The 22972-nt window shown below is 44.3% G+C and carries 16 protein-coding genes and 1 tRNA gene; 4 read left to right on the forward strand and 13 right to left on the reverse strand.

Annotation, left to right across the window (positions count from 1 at the left end):
* Position 1 precedes the first annotated feature (1 nt).
* From A3757_RS08470 to A3757_RS08485, 4 genes are all read right to left on the reverse strand, one after another.
* Positions 2-1600, reverse strand: coding sequence for a hypothetical protein (locus tag A3757_RS08470; RefSeq protein ID WP_068554965.1), 1599 nt, complete (start codon positions 1598-1600; stop codon positions 2-4).
* Between the two features lie 11 nt (positions 1601-1611).
* Complete coding sequence (gene traF / locus A3757_RS08475) at positions 1612-2955, reverse strand: conjugal transfer protein TraF (protein ID WP_068554966.1); 1344 nt, start codon at positions 2953-2955, stop codon at positions 1612-1614.
* Between the two features lie 173 nt (positions 2956-3128).
* On the reverse strand, positions 3129-4457 hold the full coding sequence (locus A3757_RS08480; protein ID WP_156490750.1) for a YihY/virulence factor BrkB family protein: 1329 nt from the start codon (positions 4455-4457) through the stop codon (positions 3129-3131).
* A gap of 6 nt (positions 4458-4463) precedes the next feature.
* Positions 4464-4817, reverse strand: coding sequence for an Hpt domain-containing protein (locus A3757_RS08485; RefSeq protein ID WP_068508113.1), 354 nt, complete (start codon positions 4815-4817; stop codon positions 4464-4466).
* Between the two features lie 242 nt (positions 4818-5059).
* On the opposite strand from A3757_RS08485, the gene A3757_RS08490 reads away from it, so the two are divergent.
* On the forward strand, positions 5060-6886 hold the full coding sequence (locus A3757_RS08490; RefSeq protein WP_068554968.1) for an ABC transporter ATP-binding protein: 1827 nt from the start codon (positions 5060-5062) through the stop codon (positions 6884-6886).
* Positions 6887-6940: 54 nt separating this feature from the next.
* On the opposite strand, the gene purU is transcribed toward A3757_RS08490, so the two are convergent.
* Positions 6941-7795, reverse strand: coding sequence for a formyltetrahydrofolate deformylase (purU, locus tag A3757_RS08495; RefSeq protein WP_068514882.1), 855 nt, complete (start codon positions 7793-7795; stop codon positions 6941-6943).
* A gap of 128 nt (positions 7796-7923) precedes the next feature.
* Positions 7924-9435, reverse strand: a complete 1512-nt coding sequence (locus tag A3757_RS08500; RefSeq protein ID WP_068514878.1) for a fumarate hydratase — start codon at positions 9433-9435, stop codon at positions 7924-7926.
* Positions 9436-9837: 402 nt separating this feature from the next.
* Between A3757_RS08500 and A3757_RS08510 the strand changes: the two genes are divergently transcribed.
* The 3 genes from A3757_RS08510 to A3757_RS08520 all read left to right on the forward strand — a co-directional run bounded on the left by A3757_RS08510 (position 9838) and on the right by A3757_RS08520 (position 14692).
* Positions 9838-13269 (forward strand): hypothetical protein, encoded by a 3432-nt coding sequence (locus A3757_RS08510; protein ID WP_068514872.1) that lies wholly within the window; start codon positions 9838-9840, stop codon positions 13267-13269.
* 171 nt (positions 13270-13440) lie between these two features.
* Positions 13441-13653, forward strand: a complete 213-nt coding sequence (locus A3757_RS26625; RefSeq protein ID WP_068514868.1) for a hypothetical protein — start codon at positions 13441-13443, stop codon at positions 13651-13653.
* A gap of 28 nt (positions 13654-13681) precedes the next feature.
* Positions 13682-14692, forward strand: a complete 1011-nt coding sequence (locus A3757_RS08520) for a cation:proton antiporter (RefSeq protein WP_255374948.1) — start codon at positions 13682-13684, stop codon at positions 14690-14692.
* Here A3757_RS08520 and A3757_RS08525 read toward each other — a convergent pair.
* From A3757_RS08525 to A3757_RS08555, 7 genes are all read right to left on the reverse strand, one after another.
* Positions 14671-15183, reverse strand: a complete 513-nt coding sequence (locus tag A3757_RS08525; protein WP_156490751.1) for a hypothetical protein — start codon at positions 15181-15183, stop codon at positions 14671-14673. The genes A3757_RS08520 and A3757_RS08525 overlap by 22 nt on opposite strands.
* A 171-nt stretch (positions 15184-15354) precedes the next feature.
* Positions 15355-15441, reverse strand: a tRNA-Leu gene (locus A3757_RS08530).
* 119 nt (positions 15442-15560) lie between these two features.
* On the reverse strand, positions 15561-16763 hold the full coding sequence (locus A3757_RS08535) for a MalM family protein (protein ID WP_068514858.1): 1203 nt from the start codon (positions 16761-16763) through the stop codon (positions 15561-15563).
* 6 nt (positions 16764-16769) lie between these two features.
* On the reverse strand, positions 16770-18440 hold the full coding sequence (locus tag A3757_RS08540; RefSeq protein ID WP_197469948.1) for an outer membrane protein transport protein: 1671 nt from the start codon (positions 18438-18440) through the stop codon (positions 16770-16772).
* 88 nt (positions 18441-18528) lie between these two features.
* Positions 18529-19536 (reverse strand): flagellar protein FilC, encoded by a 1008-nt coding sequence (locus A3757_RS08545; RefSeq protein WP_068508299.1) that lies wholly within the window; start codon positions 19534-19536, stop codon positions 18529-18531.
* A gap of 122 nt (positions 19537-19658) precedes the next feature.
* Positions 19659-20471 (reverse strand): C39 family peptidase, encoded by an 813-nt coding sequence (locus A3757_RS08550; RefSeq protein ID WP_068514855.1) that lies wholly within the window; start codon positions 20469-20471, stop codon positions 19659-19661.
* A gap of 233 nt (positions 20472-20704) precedes the next feature.
* Positions 20705-22594, reverse strand: a complete 1890-nt coding sequence (locus tag A3757_RS08555; RefSeq protein ID WP_068514852.1) for a SurA N-terminal domain-containing protein — start codon at positions 22592-22594, stop codon at positions 20705-20707.
* Positions 22595-22972: the final 378 nt, after the last annotated feature.

The raw sequence follows: 22972 nt of genomic DNA on the forward strand, positions 1-22972 counted from the left end.
CTTACAAGCTATTCAACAGCGCTTCACAGCTTGCATCATCCGTTGGGCGTTCATTAACGCTCTGTTCTATATCAATCAGACCATTTGGACTTGACCAACTTGCGGTTTCCCCTGCATAGCTCATGCTATAAAGGTTTTCACCATCAGCTTCACCTCGACTGATCAAAGTCAGATCAAACGAACCAGCAACCGTTAACACCAATCGACGATCATCAATGGTAAACCAAGTAGCCAAATCAATCAGCGTACCCGAAGTTTCGTAGATATCGTCTTCATCATTATCGTTGCTGGTATCATTGTAGGCTAGACACAGGTCTACAGTACCTGCCTGGCCGCTTTCATCGGCGTCAAACAAGAACAAAGCCTTTCCAGAGATACCTTCTTCGCCATCACTATAATCGATAAATAACTCTCGACCATCCAGCGCCTCATAAGTATCACCACCTGTGCCAATTGAAGCCGAACTGAAATCAGTAGTAGAACTAAAATCCAAGTCAAGCAAGGTGCTGAAGTCAATATCTTCCCCACCACTCAAGTCGGTATATAAATTAGATGCAAGGTTCTCAACTTCTGCCACCGCATCAGCCAAGTCACTGGCATCTTCATTCATCTTAGTCACTATTAACTCTACACCCACCATGCGAGAACGCGCCTCGTCCAAGTCAGCGGTGGTGCCAGGTAGTGCATCATCAATTAAGCCAAGAATCTGTACTGCATCCGCAATTACATTGCCTTCAGCAGCATTACCAGGAAAGGTTTCATCCTCATCACCCAGCTCTGTATAAAGAGCGCTCACAGCAGCATTGACACTATTGAAAACAGCTCTCAATGAAGTCGTATCAAGTGTGTCACCGGCTGCAATAACCGCCGCCAATTCTTGATAAATTAGAACACTTGCGCTATTTGGGAAGTTACTTAGGTCACCAAAGGCATCAAAATGCTCATCGAAAACATCTTCAAACAAGGCGACTACTTTATGAAGCTTCAAGGCCTGATTGGTCAAATCAGCATCAAATGCATCAACGCCCCCCTCACCCAAAAAGTCACTATTAGCTTCGTCTGATGTAATACCTAACTCATCTAACACATCAGCAGCATCCTCCCCTGCTTCAGCGATAATAGAGGTTAAAGGTGTAATATTTTGATTTGGAACCGTACCACCCGACAGATCAACATTTGCCGCTAAGGCACCAATGAAAGGCTCGCCGGTAAAGATATCAAAGCCACCGTATGCGCGAAGCGTTCCAGTACCCGTTGCGGAAGTTGATAAACAATGCCTTGCCTGGGCGCTTGTCGCATCACTAGCACAATAATCAACTAAGCCATCTTTACTTGTTGAGAAAAAACCATCTTTATCGGTAATCGCTGAAGCTTCCCAAGCATCGCGTTTGCCATTGTCGTTACCATCCAAATAAACTGTAGCACCCGCCAAGTAGGCATCAACAACGGCACCTTCAACTGCTTGTTTCGACTGGCTTGTACCCCCATCAGGATCATCAGGGTTACTACAACCAGCGCTAATTGCAACAGCTGCAGCTAGGGCAGTGAGTGAAAATCCCTTCGTCATCGTGAATAACGTTTGTTTCTTAATAAGGTTCATATGCCCTCTCCTTAAAATTTCTCTTCAAAGCCGATATTAAAGCCAAAGCGTCTCGGTGCTTTTGTTCCATCAAGTTCAACTGTATCCAAACTCGCCGCTAAATCAATATTCATCATGCCAAACAGTGTTGTACCAAAGCCAACCATAGTTAGCTCGCTACCGACTAAATTCTGACTAATACCTAAACGAATTGTCGGCAAAATATAACTATTAGGGAAATAAGTGGCAGAACCGCTTATCATCTGGCTTTCTCGGCCTACCAAGTCATACACAGAGTTTAAGTCATAAGCGCCTGTCAATAACCACTGCTTGTCCTCAGTATAGAGAGAGCCTTCAATGGTTGTTTGAGCAGCCATTACAGCAGTTTCTTGCAGTGAGATTTCACCAGAAAATACGTCGCGAGCAACTTCACAGTTAGCCCTTCTTGTTGGGTCTGTAATTGAGCCACAGTCTGTACCAATATCGCCATACTTGAACTCAGGCTCATTTATATTTGCGATAGTCAGGCCAGCATGACCATTAGGGAAAGCCCAAAGAAGACCTAAATCAACGCCCATCTCTGTTGTTGAAACTGTATTCTCTTCAAATTCGTCACGAATCGCATCACCAGCATCGTCATCTTCGGCGATGTTAGTCAATGCCAGTACTTGTTTATTCATGGTGGCGTGATAAGCATTAAGCTGAACCCCTGCAAAGAGCTTAGAATCCATCACTGGCGGCTGCCATACTTCAGCACTGTACGATAGACTACCCGTAACCAACGAAGCGCCTTTTACATAAAGTGCACTCGCTGTTAGTAGCTCGACATCACTACCGGTAATCTGAATATCTAGTGGGGCATCAAGAAAACTAACATCAAACAAACCCGAGGCATGAACATCCAGACCTAACACGCCGCCCAAGAAATCTGTTCTCAAAGCCATTGGAAAGAAAGGAACATGTAAACCCAGACCAATCGTTAAACGCGCATCTTCACCAAACTTTGGTAATAAGTCATCAAACTTTTCTTTGATATCAAGTGCTTCACCCAACGTTAAGTCTTCATTATCAAGAGCGTCAGACAATTCATCGACTTCATCAATAAAGTTGTCAACCTGCCCCGCTTCAATATCTATACCAAATGAGCTGAAATAACCCATTCTAAAATTTTCTTCGTCATTTATAAGTGATTCGCCAGATGCTGGGTTGTTTCCTATAGCCAGTAAGGTATTTGGGTGTGTTGTTTTCCCTAAAACCTTCAACGCTCCCGGCTGATACCCCTGATACCCTGCCACTGCACTTGTTGCTCCGCCAAGAAGCACCGCCAATGCGACACCTCTAGCCAATTTAGTTCGTTGTAACGTTTTTTGCTTCATGCTCATTATCCTTCGCTATTCACACAACCTATCCGATTTAACCGCTTTCTACTCGTCTGTCATACCTGTTATTATTAGACGGAACAACCCGGCAAGTTAAACACCCCAATTTTCTCTTTTGCTTTTGTCGCTTTCGCACGCTAGCCCTAAAGATAGTTCAAACAAGGCTTCATTCAACTATTGATTTGTTTCGCCTTGATTAAGTCTCGTAACAAAACATTATCGAAACGTTTATTGATGTCTTGATGAAGTTTATCTGCGATGTCGCTAACTTCTGGTGAAAGCTTGATATGCTTATATTTCCACATACTTTCATGCCCTCTCAAAGCCTGTAATATTTGAGCTACACTAATCTGATCTGTGGAATGGCCTGGCACTAACATATCGGCCTTTTCACCCGCAACAATAAGTAGGCCGCCTGAAATCAACTTATCGATAATTTTTCGGCTCGCAACCGCTGGGATCGTATGTAGATGTTCGATATCTACTTGAAGAACCGGACTTTCTGTTGACTCAAACCTACGTGCAATATTCACCATAATATCGAGCCCAACTTTTTCGCTGACCTCCGGAGAAGGATCTAACTCCTGCGCCTTTGTGATATGGCTTTCATGCTGGTGATAAAACGCAATACTCGACCCTAGCAGTAAAATTAGCCAGTTTACGTACAACCAAATCAGTAACAAAATACCGACGGCAAAACCGGAATAGATCGCATCGTACTTAGACGAATTTACGACGAAGGCCGTAAAGAGAATGCTTGAAGCCTGCCACGCACTTCCACCCACGACACCGCCCACCAAAGCACTTTTAAAGTTAACTCGAGTATTTGGCATTAGAATATAAAACATGGTAAATGTCAGAATAATCATAAAGAAAGGCATCAGTTTGGTCATCATTAAGATCACCGTGCCAAAGGGTTCAATTGAAGCGATACTTTGAACCAGGCTGGAATTCATTGTTGACGCGGTTAGACTAATAGCAGCAACCACCAAGACTGGACCAACCAGCACAACGATCAGGTAGTTACTGAAACGCTGCCCCAAGGAACGCAATTCCGGTGCGAACCAAATCGTATTAAATGCCTTTTCTATCTTCTGGATTAGGGAGATAACCGTATAGAACAATATAATAAAACCAAGAAAGCCCAGTACACCAACCTTCATATTATCGACGAAGGACAAAACACTATTATGTATTTCGATGCCTTTAGCCCCCATCGGTTCAAGGAAGCTATAGAGCATCGGGGTAAAACGGTCTTGTACATTGAAAGCTTTCAAAACTGAAAAGCTCAAGGCCAGCATAGGGACAATCGAAAGAATCGTCGTATAAACAAGACTCATTGCGTGAAGCGTTATTTGCCCGGTAGCGATATCACGGATCACAACATAAAGAATTCGAAGGGCGTCCCGAAGCAAAGACATAAGGGGATTCATTGAGGGCTTTGGTGAGGCTAAAAGCCAGGCTTCAGCGTCCTTCCATTGATCTAGCAAGTTTTTCAAAATGACCTACCCTGTCGTGACAGCATCAATCTCACAAATCAAAGCAGCTAAGCCAGAGATTACCTCTTCCGCAAGTAAACCCGGAGCTTCACCTAGATCTATTTTATGCTGAAGATCAGCAGCCTTCGCCGATAGAGATGACGCTCTGATATTCCCGGCACTGCCTTTCAAGCCGTGAGCAAGGCGTGACATTAACTCTGTATCGCCCTGCTGCTGAGCATTTAGAAACTCTTCTTCAAACGTCACAAAGCTACCTTTGAAAGAGGACAATACCTGCTTAACAATATCCATATTGTTCATAAAAGTTTCTGTTAGCTTGTCCATGTCGATGCATTGGCTCTCGCTAGTTTGATCACTCATTGTCTATTGAACTCCATTCTTCATTGATACAAAGCCATATCTCGAAAAAAGCGGTATACTTGAGGCTGTGAAACTTACATTGATACATTGTTCTATTTTTAAGATTAGCAGACATTATCACAGACACATACTCGATAACGACTTTCAGGCTTTCACCCGTACCTCGATAAAAGAAATGGCCTCAATATTAAAGTAAGTTATTGGTTTTCATATACAAATATACCGATCCAACACCACTATTTATGTATAAGTTTTTTGAAAAGCTGGTAGAGCCGTTTCCTCCCGAGCATCCGGAACAACCACCGAAGGGTTTATTCGACTTTTGTGTGTACTATACACAAGGAATATTCCCCTTACTTTTTATCATGGGCGGGCTCACTGCCTTAATTTCCATCATGGAAGTTACGCTGTTTGGTTTCCTCGGACAGCTGGTAGACTGGCTGTCGAACAAAACACCTCAAACACTTTGGCAAGATGAAGGGAATACCCTTATTGCTCTAGGTGCAGTGATTCTTTTCGTCATTCCTCTTACTGTTTTGCTTCACTCAACCGTTATTCACCAAGCCTTGTTGGGCAACTATCCAATGCGAATTAGATGGTTAGCTCATCGGTACTTGCTTGGTCAAAGCTTTTCTTTTTACCAAGATGAGTTCGCTGGCCGCATAGCAACCAAAGTGATGCAGACTGCGCTTTCGGTTCGCGAAACCGTAATGAAGCTGCTCGATGTACTGCTCTACGTCAGTATTTATTTCATAGGTATGACTAGCGTCGTCACAGCGAGTGATGCCAGATTAAGCATTCCTCTTTTAATTTGGCTACTTTGCTATGGCTCCAGCCTTTATTACTTCATCCCTAAACTTCGTGATATTTCTACTCGTCAGGCAGATGCGCGCTCCAGCATGGTCGGAGCTGTGGTAGACAGCTACACCAACATTGAAACAGTGAAACTCTTCTCTCATAGCCAGCGTGAAGCAGAGTATGCAAAACGAACAATGGGCGACTTCCTTGAAACCGTTCACCCTCAAATGCGCTTGGTCACCCGGCTCAATGTGACAGTATGGGTATTGAATTCCCTCCTGTTATTCTCGATCTCATCTCTTTCAATCTGGCTTTGGATAAACGAAACCATTTCGACTGGAGCCATAGCTGTTGCGATTGCGCTAGCACTCAGGCTCAATGGCATGTCCCAATGGATTATGTGGGAAGTGTCCAGCCTGTTCGAGAATATCGGTTCAGTACAAGACGGTATCAGCACACTTTCAAAAGAACGAGCCGTGCTTGACTCAGACAATGCCAAAGCGCTTGAACTAAGCGATGGTAATATTGATTTTCAGAGGATTTCGTTTGAATACGAATCTGGCCGTCCGGTTATCAGCGAGCTTGATTTGCATATAAAAGCTGGCGAAAAAATTGGTCTGGTTGGCCGCTCAGGTGCTGGAAAGTCAACTCTGGTAAACCTCTTACTTAGATTCTACGACCTTTCTTCGGGCAACATCAGAATTGACGGGCAAGCTATTGCTGACATTAAACAAGAGAGCCTGCGCGAGCATATCGGCATGGTGACCCAAGATACTTCCCTGCTTCACCGCTCTGTGCGCGATAACATCCTTTATGGAAATCCCGAAGCCTCTGACGATGATCTGATCCGTGCAGCCAAACAAGCCCATGCTCACGAATTCATTCAAGAACTAAGTGACCTGGACGGACGACAGGGCTATGACGCTCATGTAGGCGAGCGTGGCGTGAAGCTTTCTGGCGGTCAGCGTCAGCGTATTGCGATTGCCCGAGTCTTATTGAAGAACGCCCCAATACTTGTTCTGGATGAAGCCACGTCTGCTTTGGATTCGGAAGTCGAAGCTGCGATTCAACAAAGTTTATATACCTTAATGGAAGGCAAGACAGTCATTGCGATCGCTCATCGCTTATCTACCATCGCCGCACTAGACAGACTGATCGTATTAGACGAAGGCAAGATTGCCGAGCAAGGCAGCCACACAGAGCTACTTGCCCAAAACGGTATTTATGCGCAACTTTGGGCTCGACAGTCGGGTGGTTTTATCGGAGATTAAAACTTTGGGGTCAGAGTAAAAACTATTATTTTTACTCTGCCCCCAAATCTTGCCTTAACCAAACACCACTGTTTTATTTTCGTGGATAATAACCCTCTCTTCCAGGTGCAAACGCAAACCTCGTGCTAATACATTCTTCTCGGCATCTTTACCTAAGCGAACCATATCTTCTATCGTATTACTGTGACTAATACGAATCACATCCTGGTCGATAATAGGCCCTTCGTCCAAATCTTGAGTGACATAGTGACAGGTTGCACCAATCAATTTCACGCCTCTGTCATAAGCTTGATGGTAAGGCTTTGCCCCAGCAAATGAAGGTAAGAAGCTATGATGAATATTGATCACGCGTCCTGCATATGTCTCACACAGGTCAGCAGGTAAAATCTGCATATAGCGAGCAAGTACCACCAAGTCGGTCTGGTATTCATCCACCAAGCTACTAACCTGGTCGAAAGCAGCTTGTTTGTTTTGTGGGTCTACCGGCACATGGTGATAAGGAATATCGTGCCATTCAACCATACGGCGTAAATCATCGTGATTGGATATCACTGCCACAATTTCCGCATCCAGCTCATTGCTGTGCCAGCGATGTAGTAGATCCGCTAAACAATGGGATTCCTTTGAAGCCATCAACACGACGCGTTTCTTAGTATTAGAATCGCTAATACTCCATGACATGGAAAACTCTTTGGCAATGGGTTCAAACACTGTTTTGAAGTTTTCCAGATCAAAAGGAATCGAACTCGCCTTGATCTCATTGCGCATAAAAAACCAGCCGTTCTTCTGGTCGGCATGGTAACTCGCTTCAGTGATCCAACCATTATAAGTTGCCAGAAAGTTACTGACTTTTGCGACTATACCAGTACGGTCAGGGCAAGAAACGACAAGACGATAGGTTTGTTCCATAATATTTTACTGCTTCCACAATCGTTTAAGGACTAATTTGTATTCAGACATAGGCGCTCAAAATAAAAAAGAGAGCCACGAAGACTCTCTTTATTATAGATAGGTCTGAGATAATTCAAGCTTATCTCTTATTCAGACTTTGCCGCAATGATCTTCGCCTGCCATTCTTTTGGCGCAGTCTGGTGAACTGAAATACCCTGACTATCAACGGCAACTGATACTGGCATGTCAACCACATCAAATTCATAAATAGCTTCCATACCTAGTTCAGGGAAGGCAACCACTTCAGCATTCTTGATTGCTTTTGACACCAAGTAAGCCGCGCCACCCACTGCCATCAAGTATACTGATCCGTATTCTTTAATCGCATCAATCGCCACCTGGCCACGCTCGGCTTTACCGATCATGCCCATCAGGCCAGTTTCTTTAAGAATGGTATGTGTAAATTTATCCATACGTGTTGCCGTAGTCGGGCCAGCAGGGCCAACAACTTCCTCACGAACCGGATCAACAGGCCCAACGTAGTATATAAAGCGGCCTTTCAAATCTACTGGCAGCTCTTCACCATTGGCTAGCATCTCAGTCATTTTCTTATGAGCTGCATCGCGGCCAGTCAGCATTTTACCTGAAAGCAAAACCGTATCGCCCGGCTTAAGGTCGGCGACGTCTTCTTTAGTCACGTTATTCAAATCAATGCGCTTAGCACTGTCGCCAGCTTCCCAAGTAATCTCAGGCCAGTCTTCAAGACTTGGAGGTGTTTGCAATGCCGGGCCGGAGCCATCTAACACAAAGTGAGCATGACGTGTGGCAGCACAGTTTGGAATCATTACGACAGGCAATGATGCAGCATGCGTTGGATAGTCGTTAATTTTTACGTCCATAACCGTTGTTAAGCCACCAAGGCCTTGAGCACCGATACCCAGGTCGTTGACCTTATCCATAATCTCTAAACGTAACTCTTCAACACGATTTTGAGGGCCACGCTTACGAAGCTCATGAATATCAATCGGCTCCATCAAAGCTTCTTTCGCCATCACGGCAGCTTTTTCAGCTGTACCACCGATGCCTATACCCAACATGCCTGGCGGGCACCAGCCAGCGCCCATCGTAGGAACCGTTTTCAGAACCCAGTCAACAATACTGTCACTAGGGTTCAACATCGCCATTTTTGACTTATTCTCGGAACCACCGCCTTTTGCAGCAACTTGGACGTCGACAGTGTTGCCTTCGACAATCTCATAGTGGATCACAGCAGGTGTATTGTCTTTAGTATTCTTACGAGCGCCGGCAGGGTCATCTAGGATTGAAGCACGTAAGACGTTATCTGGATGAGTGTAAGCACGACGTACACCTTCATTTATCATATCAGTCAGGCTTAATTCAGCATCCCACTGCACATCCATACCGACTTTAACGAATACAGTCACGATACCGGTATCCTGACAAATTGGTCGCTTACCTTCTGCACACATACGTGAATTGATGAGTATTTGTGCCATTGCATCTTTAGCAGCTTGGGACTCTTCTTTTAAATACGCTTCATGGACGGCATCAATAAAGTCTTTTGGGTGATAGTAGGAGATAAACTGCAGGGCATCTGCAACGCTATCAATTAAATCTGCTTGACGAATTGTGGTCATAGTCACTCTCTAACGTTTTTCTTTAATTAATAAACTGCTGAGGCTCTTAAGCTTTTGGCCAGGCCCATGTTGTGTTTATCAATTAATACATGGCTGATCACCCACTCATCTTCTGAGCGATCAATTATTGGGGTACTGAATTGTACTCTGATTGAAGATGAGTTTGTAGTCACACCTACAAAGCTTAAACGACGGTTAAATTCGTTACAGCTACTAAGCAAGTGCATCTAATTCTTTGCGCTAAAAAATTAGACAAATTGCTTTTTCGTGTCTACGTTTAATCTAGGTCAAAATTTTTAGGCCTGGTGGTGTGTGTTGCTGAATTTAAACAGATAAAACCAAGCAAGCATCCACCATCTAGCCACTACTTATTTGAGACAACGTTTAGGAAAGGTCTTATCCATGTATAAAAAAACCTTATTAAGTGTCGCGATTGCGTCAGCATTATCATTAACAGGCTGTCTGGACACTACTGATCCAGAAAACAACCCGAAAGAAAGAGATAACGAAAACTCACAGACGACCCCTCCGTCATCTGAGCAACAGGCGAATATTGAGCAGAACGAAAATAACCTCTACCCAGTATTTAACCCTGCTACCGGAGAGTTTCCTAAGCCAAATGACCTTTTACTACAAACAACGGATCCCGACGGTTCCTATGCTATCCCTGGTCTAGCCGAGAAAATTGCTGCAGGCACAGAAACACCACCTGAAGTCGCACTTGAGTATCTTAGTGGCGCATCCTTAACAGCCCCAATCGATATCGAAATTGGCCAAGGCATAGCAGGGTCCGACATAACAGATACGATAAACACAGATACGGTTATCGCAGAAAGCTTTATTAATGTTGGAGGCGCTCCTGTTCCTAACCCTGCCCAAAGCGTATTTCTGTTAGAACTAGAATATGCTGGTGGCGACCCTCTTAAAGGACTAGTCAACGAAGAATCCCCTACAGTTACTGACGCCATTACAGCAGCACAAGCCAGTGGTGGAGATTTATCGGCAGCAGGAGAACTTCTAGGAATAGCGGCTTCACCTAAGTATAGCGCTGAAGTCATTACCCGAGACAAAGTCGTTGGCGGCGAACGAGTAGAAACAAGTTACATACGAATCCAACCTTTAGAGCCTTTAAACCCTAACAAGCGCTACATTGTTGCACTGACCGATGAAATCAAAGATACCGAAGGAAAGTCTTTGATCAAACACCCTGGTATAGCCAACTATGCTGCCCTCGCTGATGAAAATCGAGAACCCGCCAACCCTCTCCTTGACGATGTGCAAGCTCAAATTGATTTCTGGGAAAAGGTTACCGCGAGCTATTTAGGCAACCTAACCAATGCGGCACGCCCAGATGATCAGCAATTAACTGAAGACAACATTGTTTTTACAAGTGGCTTTACCACTTCTAATGACACAAAAGTTGTCGACTATATGGTAGACCCTACCGAGTGGGCAACGAATACGGTTAAGACTCTTGTGACAACTGGCGCAGCAAAAGCGGCAGTTGATGCCGGCGCAGAAGATTATGCAACCATTAAAGGCGCTGTTGATACAGCAATCAGCAACTGGACCGCAGAGAGCTTCAATCCAGCTTTAGCAGGGTGTGATACCTATCCTGCTGGCGATGCACGCTTTGCATGCGCCGGTACCGGTATGATCACTGCAGCAAAAGCAGGTGGAATGTCTTTTCCTGAGCCCGCAGCCGATGATAGCGTAGCTTTCGACACACCGCGAGACCTAAGAACAGTATCAGCATTTATTACCGATGCAATCGCTCCAGTAGGTGCCGTAAACATTTCTGAAGGCTCCTTGACGATTCCTTACTATTCAGGTGTACCTGATACACGAGGCGTAAGCGATGGAACCGAAGCGAGACTTGTAGGCGAATGGTGGAAAGCAGATTCAACCTTAGCCACTCAAATAAATACTGCTTTTAACCTAGAGGCACTTGGCGCAGCTCTGCCACAAGCGACGACATCAAATGTTGTGAATCATTTGTTTCCGTTCCCAGCAAAGAACTCTACAGAAGAAATACCGGTATTAGCAATCTTCCCGGCAGATGACTCGAATATGCCGGCAGATGGTTATAAAACTGTTATTTACCAGCATGGTATTACAACTGATCGAAGTGTTGCCCTAGCACTCGGTAGCGCCATTGTTGCGAACAGCGGTGGAACCGTTGCGGTACTCGCGATTGATCAACCACTTCATGGTATTGATGCGATTTCTGAAGAAGGCCGCCTGGCATACGCAGCACAATTCCTTGCTGGTGGTCAGCTAGCTGGTTTCCCAGAGTCATTAGCTCCTGGCGATACCAATAATCAAGCTTTAGTTGATGGCACTCTTGCCACCACATTCGTGACAACATCATTAGACTCAGCGACAGTTATTGATGCGAGTGACGGTATTAGCGCCGCTGAAGCTGACCTGATTACTGAAACTTTTGCGGGAACCATCGCTGAAACAGTTGTAACCGGACAATTGCACGGCTCACTGATTGATATCACCGACGGAATCGACGGGACCGAAGCTGGCTATATTTCTGCTGCACTAAGCGGAGATCTTACCTACAATGTCGTAGCTGCTCAGTTAAACGGTACATTAATCGATATCACCGATGGCATTGACGGCACTGAAGATGCAACCATCAATGGCACAATCACGGCCGCATTAGGCGATGCAAGCGGAAATCCAACGCTTGATGCGACTGTTCAAAACCTTACAGCCCTAGAAGCAGCAGCTTCAAGCCTCCAAAGCTTACAGCTTGCGGCACAAGGTCTTGGCTTAATGCAGAATACTATTGAAAACGGTGCTAGCCAGATCCCTGGTCTAGGACAAGGTTCTGCCGATGAGCGTCACTTTGGCTTTGGCGGCGGTGTTACCAACGTTGTACCGATGGATTTCGCTGACGGCACCGTGGGCAGCTCCTCATCAGACCCTATCGATTGCTCCAACACGGGTTCTGGTGCATTCACGATTAACCCACTTAGCTTCCTAACTAGCCGTGATAACTTTAGACAGCACATGTCTGACTTAATGACTCTGCGTCTGTCTATTCCAACCATGGATATCGATGGAATAGATGATAACGGGCCAGAAGGTGATGGCTTTGACTTAAACGGAGACGATGTTCACTTTATTGCTCACTCTTTAGGTACCTTTAACGGCATTCCATTTGTCGAAATCGCGAACCAAACCAGTAGAACTGAAGATAACATTGTGTCTGCAAACTTTTTAACGCCAGGTGGCAACATTGCACGACTAGCAGAGAATTCCCCAGTATTTGCGCCGGGTATACTGCTAGCATTGCAATCTGCTGCTGGTTTACAAAGAGGCGATGCAGACCTTGAGACCTTCCTTAACGTTCTTCAAGCGTCATTTGACTCTTTTGATCCAATTAACTTTGTAGGCAACTTGAGTAGCACCACTTCTACAACCAAAGCCTTATTTAGCGAAGTGGTTGGCGATGTATTTATTCCAAATAATGCATCTCCCGCTGTTGACGTTGTACAACCAGCGAATATCGGCTGCAACGCAAACCCATACGCCGGCATCTCGCTTGGTGAAGGTACAGCGGCTCCTCTAGCAGGGACAAGTCCACTGCAAACTGCTTCCGGTGCTGTAAGCATTGGAGACTCAACTGATGAAGCAAGCATTAACTTCATTCGTTTTGAGAGTGACAGTGGTGCTCTACACACGACCCCTGCAGCGGCAGCTTCCTCTGCTGAGGCACCTGCTTTTGCAGAGTTTGTTACACAAGCAGCATCTTTCGTATTAAATGACGGTGAAGAAATCACTGTTGGGGATAGTGACCTGATAGTCGACGCCGAATAAAATGTAAGGAAACTAAAAGCCTCCGGCCTAACACCCGGAGGTTTTTTTTGCCCTTAAACCTCATCACTAATTGAGCTAGCTCAACCCCCTCTTCCCAAACTCAAGTCATACTAAGCACGTCCAAACTCAATACCAGCCCGACTTCAAAGCCAAAAAGCCGGGAGTGCGCATTTGGAAATTGCTGACGTCTTACTCGACATCCTTATCATTCTTGTTGTCGCCAGGGTGCTTGGCGATATTTCTCGCTATTTTGGCGCACCGAGTGTTATTGGCGAACTCTGCGCTGGCATTTTGATTGGCCCGAGCTTATTCGCATGGGTAGAGGTCAACGAGATTATATTTTTCTGGGCGAAATTGGCGTCATTCTATTGCTGTTTGACGTAGGATTGGAGACTGACCTAGGGAAGCTTGTATCCTCAGGCAAAAGTCTACTGTCGTGGCGCTAGGAGGCTTTATCGCGCCCTTTCTTGGTGGCTTTGCGGCAAGTTACTGGTACTTTGAACTATCACTACTTGTATCACTGTTTATCGGCGGAACCTTAACCGCCACCAGCATTGGCATCACCATTCGAACACTTTCAGATCTTAACCGACACCAAAGCGACGAAGGACAGGTAACATTGGGCGCCGCCGTACTCGATGATATTCTCGGCGTAATACTTCTTGCCCTACTCTATGACTTCTCAGTCAACGGCAATATCGACCTTATGAGCGCCGGTAGAGTTTTCTTATTTGTCGCGATATTTTTCTGCTTGGCTCCAATTCTCGCCAAGCTGTTTTCTCGAATTATCCAAATATTAGATAAAAGAATTAACGACCCAGGATTAATTCCAACCACTATTGTCGCATTAGTATTGTTCTTTGCCTGGCTCGCTCATTTATTTGGAGCCCCGGAATTACTCGGAGGCTTTGCCGCCGGACTAGCTTTATCGCGCCGCTTCTTTTTACCTTTCGGCATAGCGCTACATAGTTCACCCAAGTTCTCTCACAAAGTGGAAGTACAGATAAAACCCATCGTTCAACTATTCACACCAATATTCTTTGTATCCGTCGGTCTTTCGATGGATCTACGCTCGGTCGATTGGTCTTCATCATTCTTGTGGGAGTTTTCTTTAATATTACTTGTCTTGGCTATATGCACAAAGTTCGCCGGAGCCCTACTTATTAGCGAACCTCTAGCCAAACGTATCGTCATAGGAATGAGCATGGTGCCACGTGGCGAGGTTGGCCTGATATTCGCAGGCCTAGGTGCTTCTGCAAATATTTTTACAAATGAGGTCTATACAGCCTTAATCATGGTCATCGCCTACACTACCGTGCTATCACCTTTTTGGATAAAGCTCTATTACAAAAAATATGGACATTTATTGGGGGATATTGAAAAAACCAAAGGTAATACCGACTACGGCGCTACTTTCTTATAAATCCATCCAGAGCGCGCCAAACATTGATTACGTCTTAGGATAAGCCTGGTTAATTTCTTTAGTGGCTGCTCAAGCCCTTCTGTATAAGCAAAGGCATGTCGCTTAAGCTCCCCATTCTCCGATTGGGTAGTGATAGTATTGTTATATAAAGCGCTAAAAGCACCATTATCACCCGCACCTTTCGACATTACGAGTTCAAGTAAAAAAGCATGATAATCCTGATTGACTCGCTCAAGCACGGATATATTGGAAACAGTTTGTTCACCTAGCCCTAAAGAAATCCCACCCATTACAGATTCAGTACAACGATCGAACTCTTGACTTAGCGGCACCTGCTGATTGCTCTTTATTCCAAAATCTGAGTGTTCAAAAAATACATACGACTCCCTAGACTCTATCGAGCTAAGGTAGTCATCCATGAACGGACTACTTGAGCAGGCTAAAAGAGAGAGTGACATTAAAAGCAGAAGAATAATTCTAGAAATATGCACTGTGATCTCCTAAGCACTTAAATTAAGATATAACACAACCTAAAGCAGTTTGTTCTATTAAGTAAATAAAACCCTACCTGGCGGCCGTATTTGGAGAATAAAGGCTGAATATTTGTTTTAACTTGGGAAAACTTGTTAAGTTAGATCGACTTTTGATAACTAAGAAAGGATTGGTACCAGTGGGCGGACTCGAACCGCCACGTCCCGAAGGACAAGGGATTTTGAATCCCTCATGTCTACCAATTTCATCACACTGGCCCAGATGCGGCGCATTATACGCCATACAGAAAAATGATCAACCGCTATCAATGATTTTATTTATATTTACTCATGTAATTAGCAACTTACCTAAGAATAAAGCCGCAAGGAGAAACTAGCTAATTATCTTCAACTAACAATTTTAGCTCCAGAGTACCTATTTCCATATGCTCAATAGAAATAAGCTCTTCGTCACTTTCAATACTGGATGTTTGCCCAAGAATATCTCTGGTAGTGTTAACCAATAGAAATCGTTCACCACCATCCTTAGTAGAGTCAAGCTGAAAAAAGCCCTCTAAATAACCATGAGCGAGCCAAGTTTCAGAATGATACTTTAATAAGGGGCCCGTAAATATACGCAGTGGCTGCTTATCGCTATCCAAAGTAACTAACTGAGGAAAGAATACACCATTATCAATGCCAAAACGTTTATGACGCCGTACAAAGCTTCTTATGCTTAAAGCTTGCTTTTCTTTGGTTTGCGGTAAGCTCAACAACAAAAAACGACTATCGCCACCTGAAAACCGATAAGGTAGCTGATCTTCGTTCATTTCATAGTAGTGAGCTTTACCTAATTCAAGTTCGATAAAGTCAACATTTGGTAGTGTTTGGCAGCAAGTACTTGAGAAACCATCAAAGTAGTCATCAGAAGTAAAGTTTTTAGCAAACAAAGCCGCGGCAAAAGGGTCAGCGCTTTCAGGAAGGTCGGCACTGGCTGCGGACTTCTCCAAAACACTTGCTTCCGTAAATTCGATTTTTTTCTCTCTTTCTTTTTCGAGAGCAGCCTGGACAGCATCAGCGTCATAATCAATATTGCGAACCGTTCCATCAGCATCGACTACTGTATAGTAGCGAGAACCTTCACTACTCGGTCGCCCACCGTCGATTAATAGCTTATCACCATCCACAAATTCCTCAGAGTTAACGCGCGTTGCATCGAAATCGTTAAGTGGTGGCGCCCTACGAATAGCGCCAAGAACCTTAGAGCGCTCTAATCTTTCGGTTTCAATATATTCTTTTTCAAAAGGACTTAAGGAATCACCAACATCACCAAGATATTCATTGTCGGTTACGTTCTGGGATTTTGGACTAACAGGTGGTTCAGGAGGCAGCTCTAACTTTGCTTGCTGCTGAGGCTCTTCAGGTTCTGGCTGTGAGTCGATGACAGGCACATCGGCTTGCTGAGCATCATCTACCTTCTTTGCGGAATATCCACCAAAGCTATCTTGTTCAACACTATAGCGTTCAGCAAGAGCTTCCAAAGAAAAGACACACAAAGCTACAAGCAATACTACAGTCGATCTCGAATAGTTCAGCTTCATATAGACCTAGAATTTTCGGTTAAAAGAAATACCCATTCCAAATACTCGAGATGTAAACTTCACATTCAAGCCCGCATAGGGGTTATAAATTACGTTAGTCAAATTCGTACAGTTCAAATTACAACTTGTATTAGAAGGAATGTAATCATCAGACTGCATATAGAATATGCTTGCACTGATATCGGTTCGTTTATCCCACTTGTAGCCAAACCCGGTACCCCACATTTTCATATCACCAACGGGAAGCGGACCAAAAACATCACGCTCGGCTGGTGAAGTTCGTAACTCTAACCCAAACCTGACATCCAGACGAGAATTAACATGCTTAGTTAAACCGAAACCAAAGTGCCAGGTATCACGTAAGCCAATAGGCAAAGTCAGAGAACGACCTGTGACCAACCCCGACAATAGTCGAGCTGTTGTTAGCATTTCCAGAGTTCTATCAAAGTAAAAAGTCCATTCTTCCCACTGACTCCAATCAGTCCATGTCGCATCCACATTGAGGGTATAATCAGGAGTAAGGCGAACTCTCATACCCGTCTTAAACATCTGAGGGATTTTCAAGTCGAGGTTCACATTCCCGGATTCATAGGGAACACCTCTTGGGAGGCCCAGTATTGCAGCGGTAATCGCACCAATGATTGACGCGTTAAAACCGTTCCAGAAAGCTGTCCACTCATCGGTATAGTCCATGAAGAACGTACCTTTAAGCTCCATATCTGCTTCGCTGTAATAGGTTGCTCCCCACGAGAACCAATCTGTCGGCTCCCACAACACACCAAGATTATATGTTGGCGACAAGGTTTGCTGCATATCCATATCGATACGCCCGATATCGTCCCATGGCCCAATATTTCCTTGGCACATAGATAAGAAAGGCTGCAGAGGGTCTCGACGCTGACCGATAGGCTTATCGAACTCACAAGCAAATGCATCCTGAAGTATTTCAACAACCGCAATCAACAAGTTAGGTGCACGGTTATGCTGCGCTATATAGAATCCTTGATGACTAAACTGAATGCCCATGCCAACAGACCATTCATCATTAATCTCGTACCCAACAGCCGGAGAAAAGTAAGTAAAACGCTGAATTGCTGCTTCTTTACCCAAAAATCGACCAGGGTCTTCCAGCTCTTTGTACAAAGCTAAAGCGGAGTGGATATAATTTTTATTTGCAAAAGTAAACTTTGAACCAGGAGGGTTTACCGAAAAGCCAATCTGCGGAGGTAGTATCGTTGGGCCATTCCACACCCATTGCTGCAAACCAAAGCCAGGTAGATATAAAGAAAGCCTGTTAGTATGGCTCTTACCTCGACCATCGCCTCCTACTACAGGGTCTCTCGGTACGGTAGGGTCATAGGTATTAAAGCCTGTACCATCTAAACCAAACAACTGATAGTCATCAGGGGCAGTAAATACGGCATCAAGATCCAAACCAATTAATAACTGATCAACCTCAAAGTGACGCTCTTTGAGTCGGGTAAGCTGAGCGGGGTTATGGTAAACCGCTGAAACACCAGGATTTACGTCAGCCTGCATCGCATTACCCAAGGAAAGAGCCTTAGTATCAATCGTAATGCCGTTCGCTAGCTGAGCTACAACTTGGGGAGGGAAAGCAAACGTAGCAATCAATACGACCACCAGCAGTTTCTTTACTTTCCAATGCAATGATTTCACCAATTAATTCCTTTTCCCATTACTATTCTAAAGATTAAACAAGTGCGCTCGAGAGCAAAGCAGTCATCACCTTACTCCTGACACATGATTACCAGTTGAAAGCACCTATATTAATTGGATAAGAGATCCCCATACTTAAGTCAGACGCATCTTCAGTAAGCCCAAAGCCAAAGCTAACGTTTGTAATCGTCTTAGGGTCAACACGAATACCCAGTGAGAAGTTCATCGAACCACTCACCGAGTCAGGCGAAACTGCCGTCCCCGAACCAACGAAAGTTAATTTAGTTTCAGTACTATAACCAACCTGGGTCGATATACTTAAAGAGGTGTCATAAGAAAGAGAGTAAGAAAAGCCCCCTGAGAAAGAATAGCTCTGCCCTTGGTGAACAGTCTTGAGGAGATTCCCGCCTCGAGGTTGGTTCAAACCACTTTGCTCAAAGGAGTAGCTGGAACTCAGCGAGCCAAACAATACAACTGGGTCCAATACCTTCGATACACTTAAACCCGTTGAAACAGAGTAAGTACCACTACCCGTAGACAAGCGCTCATTAGGGTTAATTTCATAAGGACTGACACCTGTTTTAGTACTTAAGGTAGTACTTAGGGTGACTGTCGCCTTACCTGGTACATAAGCAAAAGGCTGCCAACGCAAACCGAAACTCACATCCCCCCACTCCGTTGCAGATAGTGAGTTCTGAGTATCGTAGCGTGAAGATAAAGGTATCCGGGCATTTAGAGTAAGGTTATTCAGAACTCCGTAGTCAAAGCTAAAGGAGTTTGTAAAGGAATGTGTTCCAGAGGGGTTTACGTCCAGATTTCTAACCACGCCATTCTGAACATCCAAGGCAATTCTCGAATCAGAGATATAAGAGTAATCCAGAGAATAGCTTAAAGACTTTCCACCCGCTTTGAGCAAGGAATAGTTTTTCTCAGCCGCCTGGAAAACCTCTTCCAATTGCTTGGTAGAGTCCTCATCATCTGACTGTCTGGCTAAGGCATCTCGCGCCTTATCAACATTACTTTCTTCAGCACTAATATCCGAAACAAACAGCACGGTTGATGCCAGTAGCACGCATCTAATGACCCAAGAGTTCATTACCTATTCCTTCTATCTTTATAGTTTGTGTCAGTGACTCTTACACGCAGTAACAACTAACCACTTTCCTAATACGAGCAATGCTGCTCACATTTCTTACACGACATATACTTATTCAAAAACTAGTTTCGACGATAATGTAAAAACTTCGTACCATTATCGAAAGTAGTATTCCCAAACTCATCTGTCTGGTTTTTACGGCGCTCTATCTCGTTATTCAATAAATACCGCAAATTATCTTTGTAGTCCGGAGTATAATCAAAAGCCTGCAAAGACAATGTCTGATCATCAATAAAGCGTAAGTCTTCTTCTCTTAACTCAAGCCCATCAATTGGTTTTGTATTCCCTGGAAAGATAACGAACAATACATTTTGATCCCACTTTTCTTTAAAGCGTTCGAGAGTAAAGGTTATATTTCCTTTGGAAGGGTCAGCAATAAAAACACGCCCATCCTTGATTGTCTTAACAACCACGAAATGCTTAAAGCCTGCGTAATGTATTGGCACGATAGCTGGATGATCCAGCTCAATCAAATCCTTTAACTCAGCCTTGAAGCCCCCAGCCGGAAAGCCCAGCGCGGTTACCAAACGCTTCATATCCAGCATTGAAAAGCCTCGACGCTCAACGATTCGCTCATTTTCACCGTAGTGAAGCAAACCTTCCATCACCTGGCGTTCTTGAAAGTTGCGCCCAAGATAATGCTGCAATACAGTCGTTAATGCTGCAGATCCACAGCTATAGTCATACGCCTGCCTAACAATATTACGGTATAAAACGCTAGATAAAGGTTCGACAACAGCTCTTTCTCGAACAAACGATTCACCCTCATTTAGGGCGACAGTATAATGCACGATCCCATTCGGCTGAGGTTCGATATCTTTAAATTGATGCACCAGATTCAAAAGAAGTATTGATGCTGTTGTTACAAGAACCATATTTCCATTTGCCTTAGGTTTCCGTTAAGTTTTTCCGCTTTCTATGCCGAAAAAATTATTACGTAAAGATACATTAATTACTTGAAAGGGAAAGATAACCAGTGCTCAAAATATGCTGAGACTAACCGGAACACCAATGATAATGCTCATTCTCTTAGAAAGGCCTTAATTGCGCCCAACATTGTTTCACCGATGCCAGACAGAAAAAAAGAGGCTTCACGCCTCTTTTAGATTTAGAATTTTTCTATCTCGGCGGCACTGACCGCCATTTCCTGGTAATTCCGATAATCAACTGCTCCGATGCTGGAGCCAAGCATATTGGATATTGAGAACAGCTCCATGGACGTCGCACTTTCAGCACTACCCTGGTGAACCTCATTAAGTACGATCACCGCGTAATCTCCACCCATAATTTCGAACCCAACAATATTATCTGCAAACTGTTCTTGCTTAGCTAAGGTAAACAGCTTGGTAACAACTTCACGGTTCAACATCACATCATCCCGTCGAACACCGTTATGCTGCTTCCAATTCACGCCCATTTCTTGAGCGACAGCAACAGCATCCTCACCCGCTGCGATTCTTGAACGATAAGCCTCTCCAACCGATGCCGCAAACTCTGCTGACTTACTTACTTTAATTTCGTCACGCACCTGCTCTTTTACAGATTCAAGCGGCAAAATGCTAGGCTCATGCAAAGCATCAACTCTAAACACAACAGAGCGACCTTCCGCAAATTCAATCAACTCACTGTTATTTTGCTCAGTAACCAGCTCATCCGAAAACAGCACCTTTTGTACTCTCGGGCTTGCGAAAATTTCATTCACAGTATCGCTAGAAACCCCAGCCAACTGCCTCACTTCAAGAGACAGCTCATCAGCTGCCTCTGCCAGATCAGGAGAAGAGTAAGTAATATCTGCAACATTTTCGGCCAGCTCCGCATATAACTGGTCAGCTTCTTCCTTACGATAACGCTCTTCAAGACCAGCACGCATTTCTTCAAATGCCGGAATTTCATTTGTTTCAATCGACTCAAGCTTAATCAAGTGATAACCAAATTCGGTCTTAACCGGAGCGGATACTTCTCCAGCGGCAAGCGCAAACAAAGCGTTCTCAAAATCCGCAACATACACGCCTTTACCAGAACGACCCAAATCACCTCCAGCAGACGCAGAACCTTCATCTTCTGACAACTCTTTAGCCAATGAATCGAACGCTTCACCTGCTAACAACCTAGCTTCTACTGCTTTGATTTTATCCAGTGCCTGCACTTCAGTCGTATCGTCATCAATTTTAATCAATATATGAGCAGCCGTTCGTTCTTCTTCACCTACGAATTCTGCTTTCTCAGTTTCGTACATTACCATGATTCGCTCTTCATCCACCTCAATTGATTCGGCAAGAGACGCGCGATCAATCGTTAAATAAGAGACATCAACATTACGCGCTTTCTTATACGCATCTTTATGCTCTTCATAATAAGTCGCGACATCTTCGTCACTTACCGCGATTGACTCTATATAATCACTTTTGAAAACTGTAGCCAGACCAAAGTCTCTTGTTTGACGATCCAATGCAACAATCTCATCTCTCTCGTTACCGACAACAAATGCTGAAGCGATCAAGCCTGAACGCGCCTGGTCAATAACAAACTGGGATTTCAAGGACTCTTTATATGATTTCAAAGTTAACGCAGCATTACGCAAAATCATCTGCATTCGTTCATTGCTGAACTTTCCATCGACCTTGAATTGGTCAATATTACGAATGTAGTTTTCAACAGCCTCGTCTGAGATATATAAATCTTTACCTTCTGCGTCCAATACCAAGATCTTTTCGTTGATCAGGCCTTCTAAAACTGAAGACTTTAACAAAGACTCTTCGATAAGATCCGGGTCTGCCCTTTCTCCCATCTGCGCAAGAATCTGGCGACGCTTACCTTCAACTGCCCTTAGGAAGTTACGCTCAGTAATCCCTTCACCATTCACCGTCGCTACTTCAGGTTCACCACTCAAACCTCCGACAATAGACTCTGCACCAAAAAGAGCAAAAACCACCACAATGACGCCAACAATAATCTTTGCGACAGTGCCTTGTGAATTATTACGAATGTCTTGAAGCATACCTTGATTCCTGATTCCCGGTTATTTCTTACTATGTTTATTCTTAATCGCTTACCGCCGCCGGCTTAATTTTTCAGAGCAAAGTCCTAAACCGTCATAAGCTTGTAATTTTTCTAGCCGCCGGATTGTACCCTACAGATCCTGATTTTAAAACAAATGAAATCACAAACGACTCCCCTTACTCACTGCATTAGTGAAAAATCCATCGTGTTGCCCCACAGCATTAGATTCAGACGCAAAATCTCCACGCTAAGCTAAACTTGTATAGCTCACTTAAAAACCTACTCAAGAACTCTTTTATGACCGCTACACACACTAAGCCACTCGTTCGCTCTAGGCTATCCAAATTCAATTCACCTCTTCTTGGTGCTTTTTTTT

Source organism: Oleiphilus sp. HI0117, from assembly GCF_001635235.1.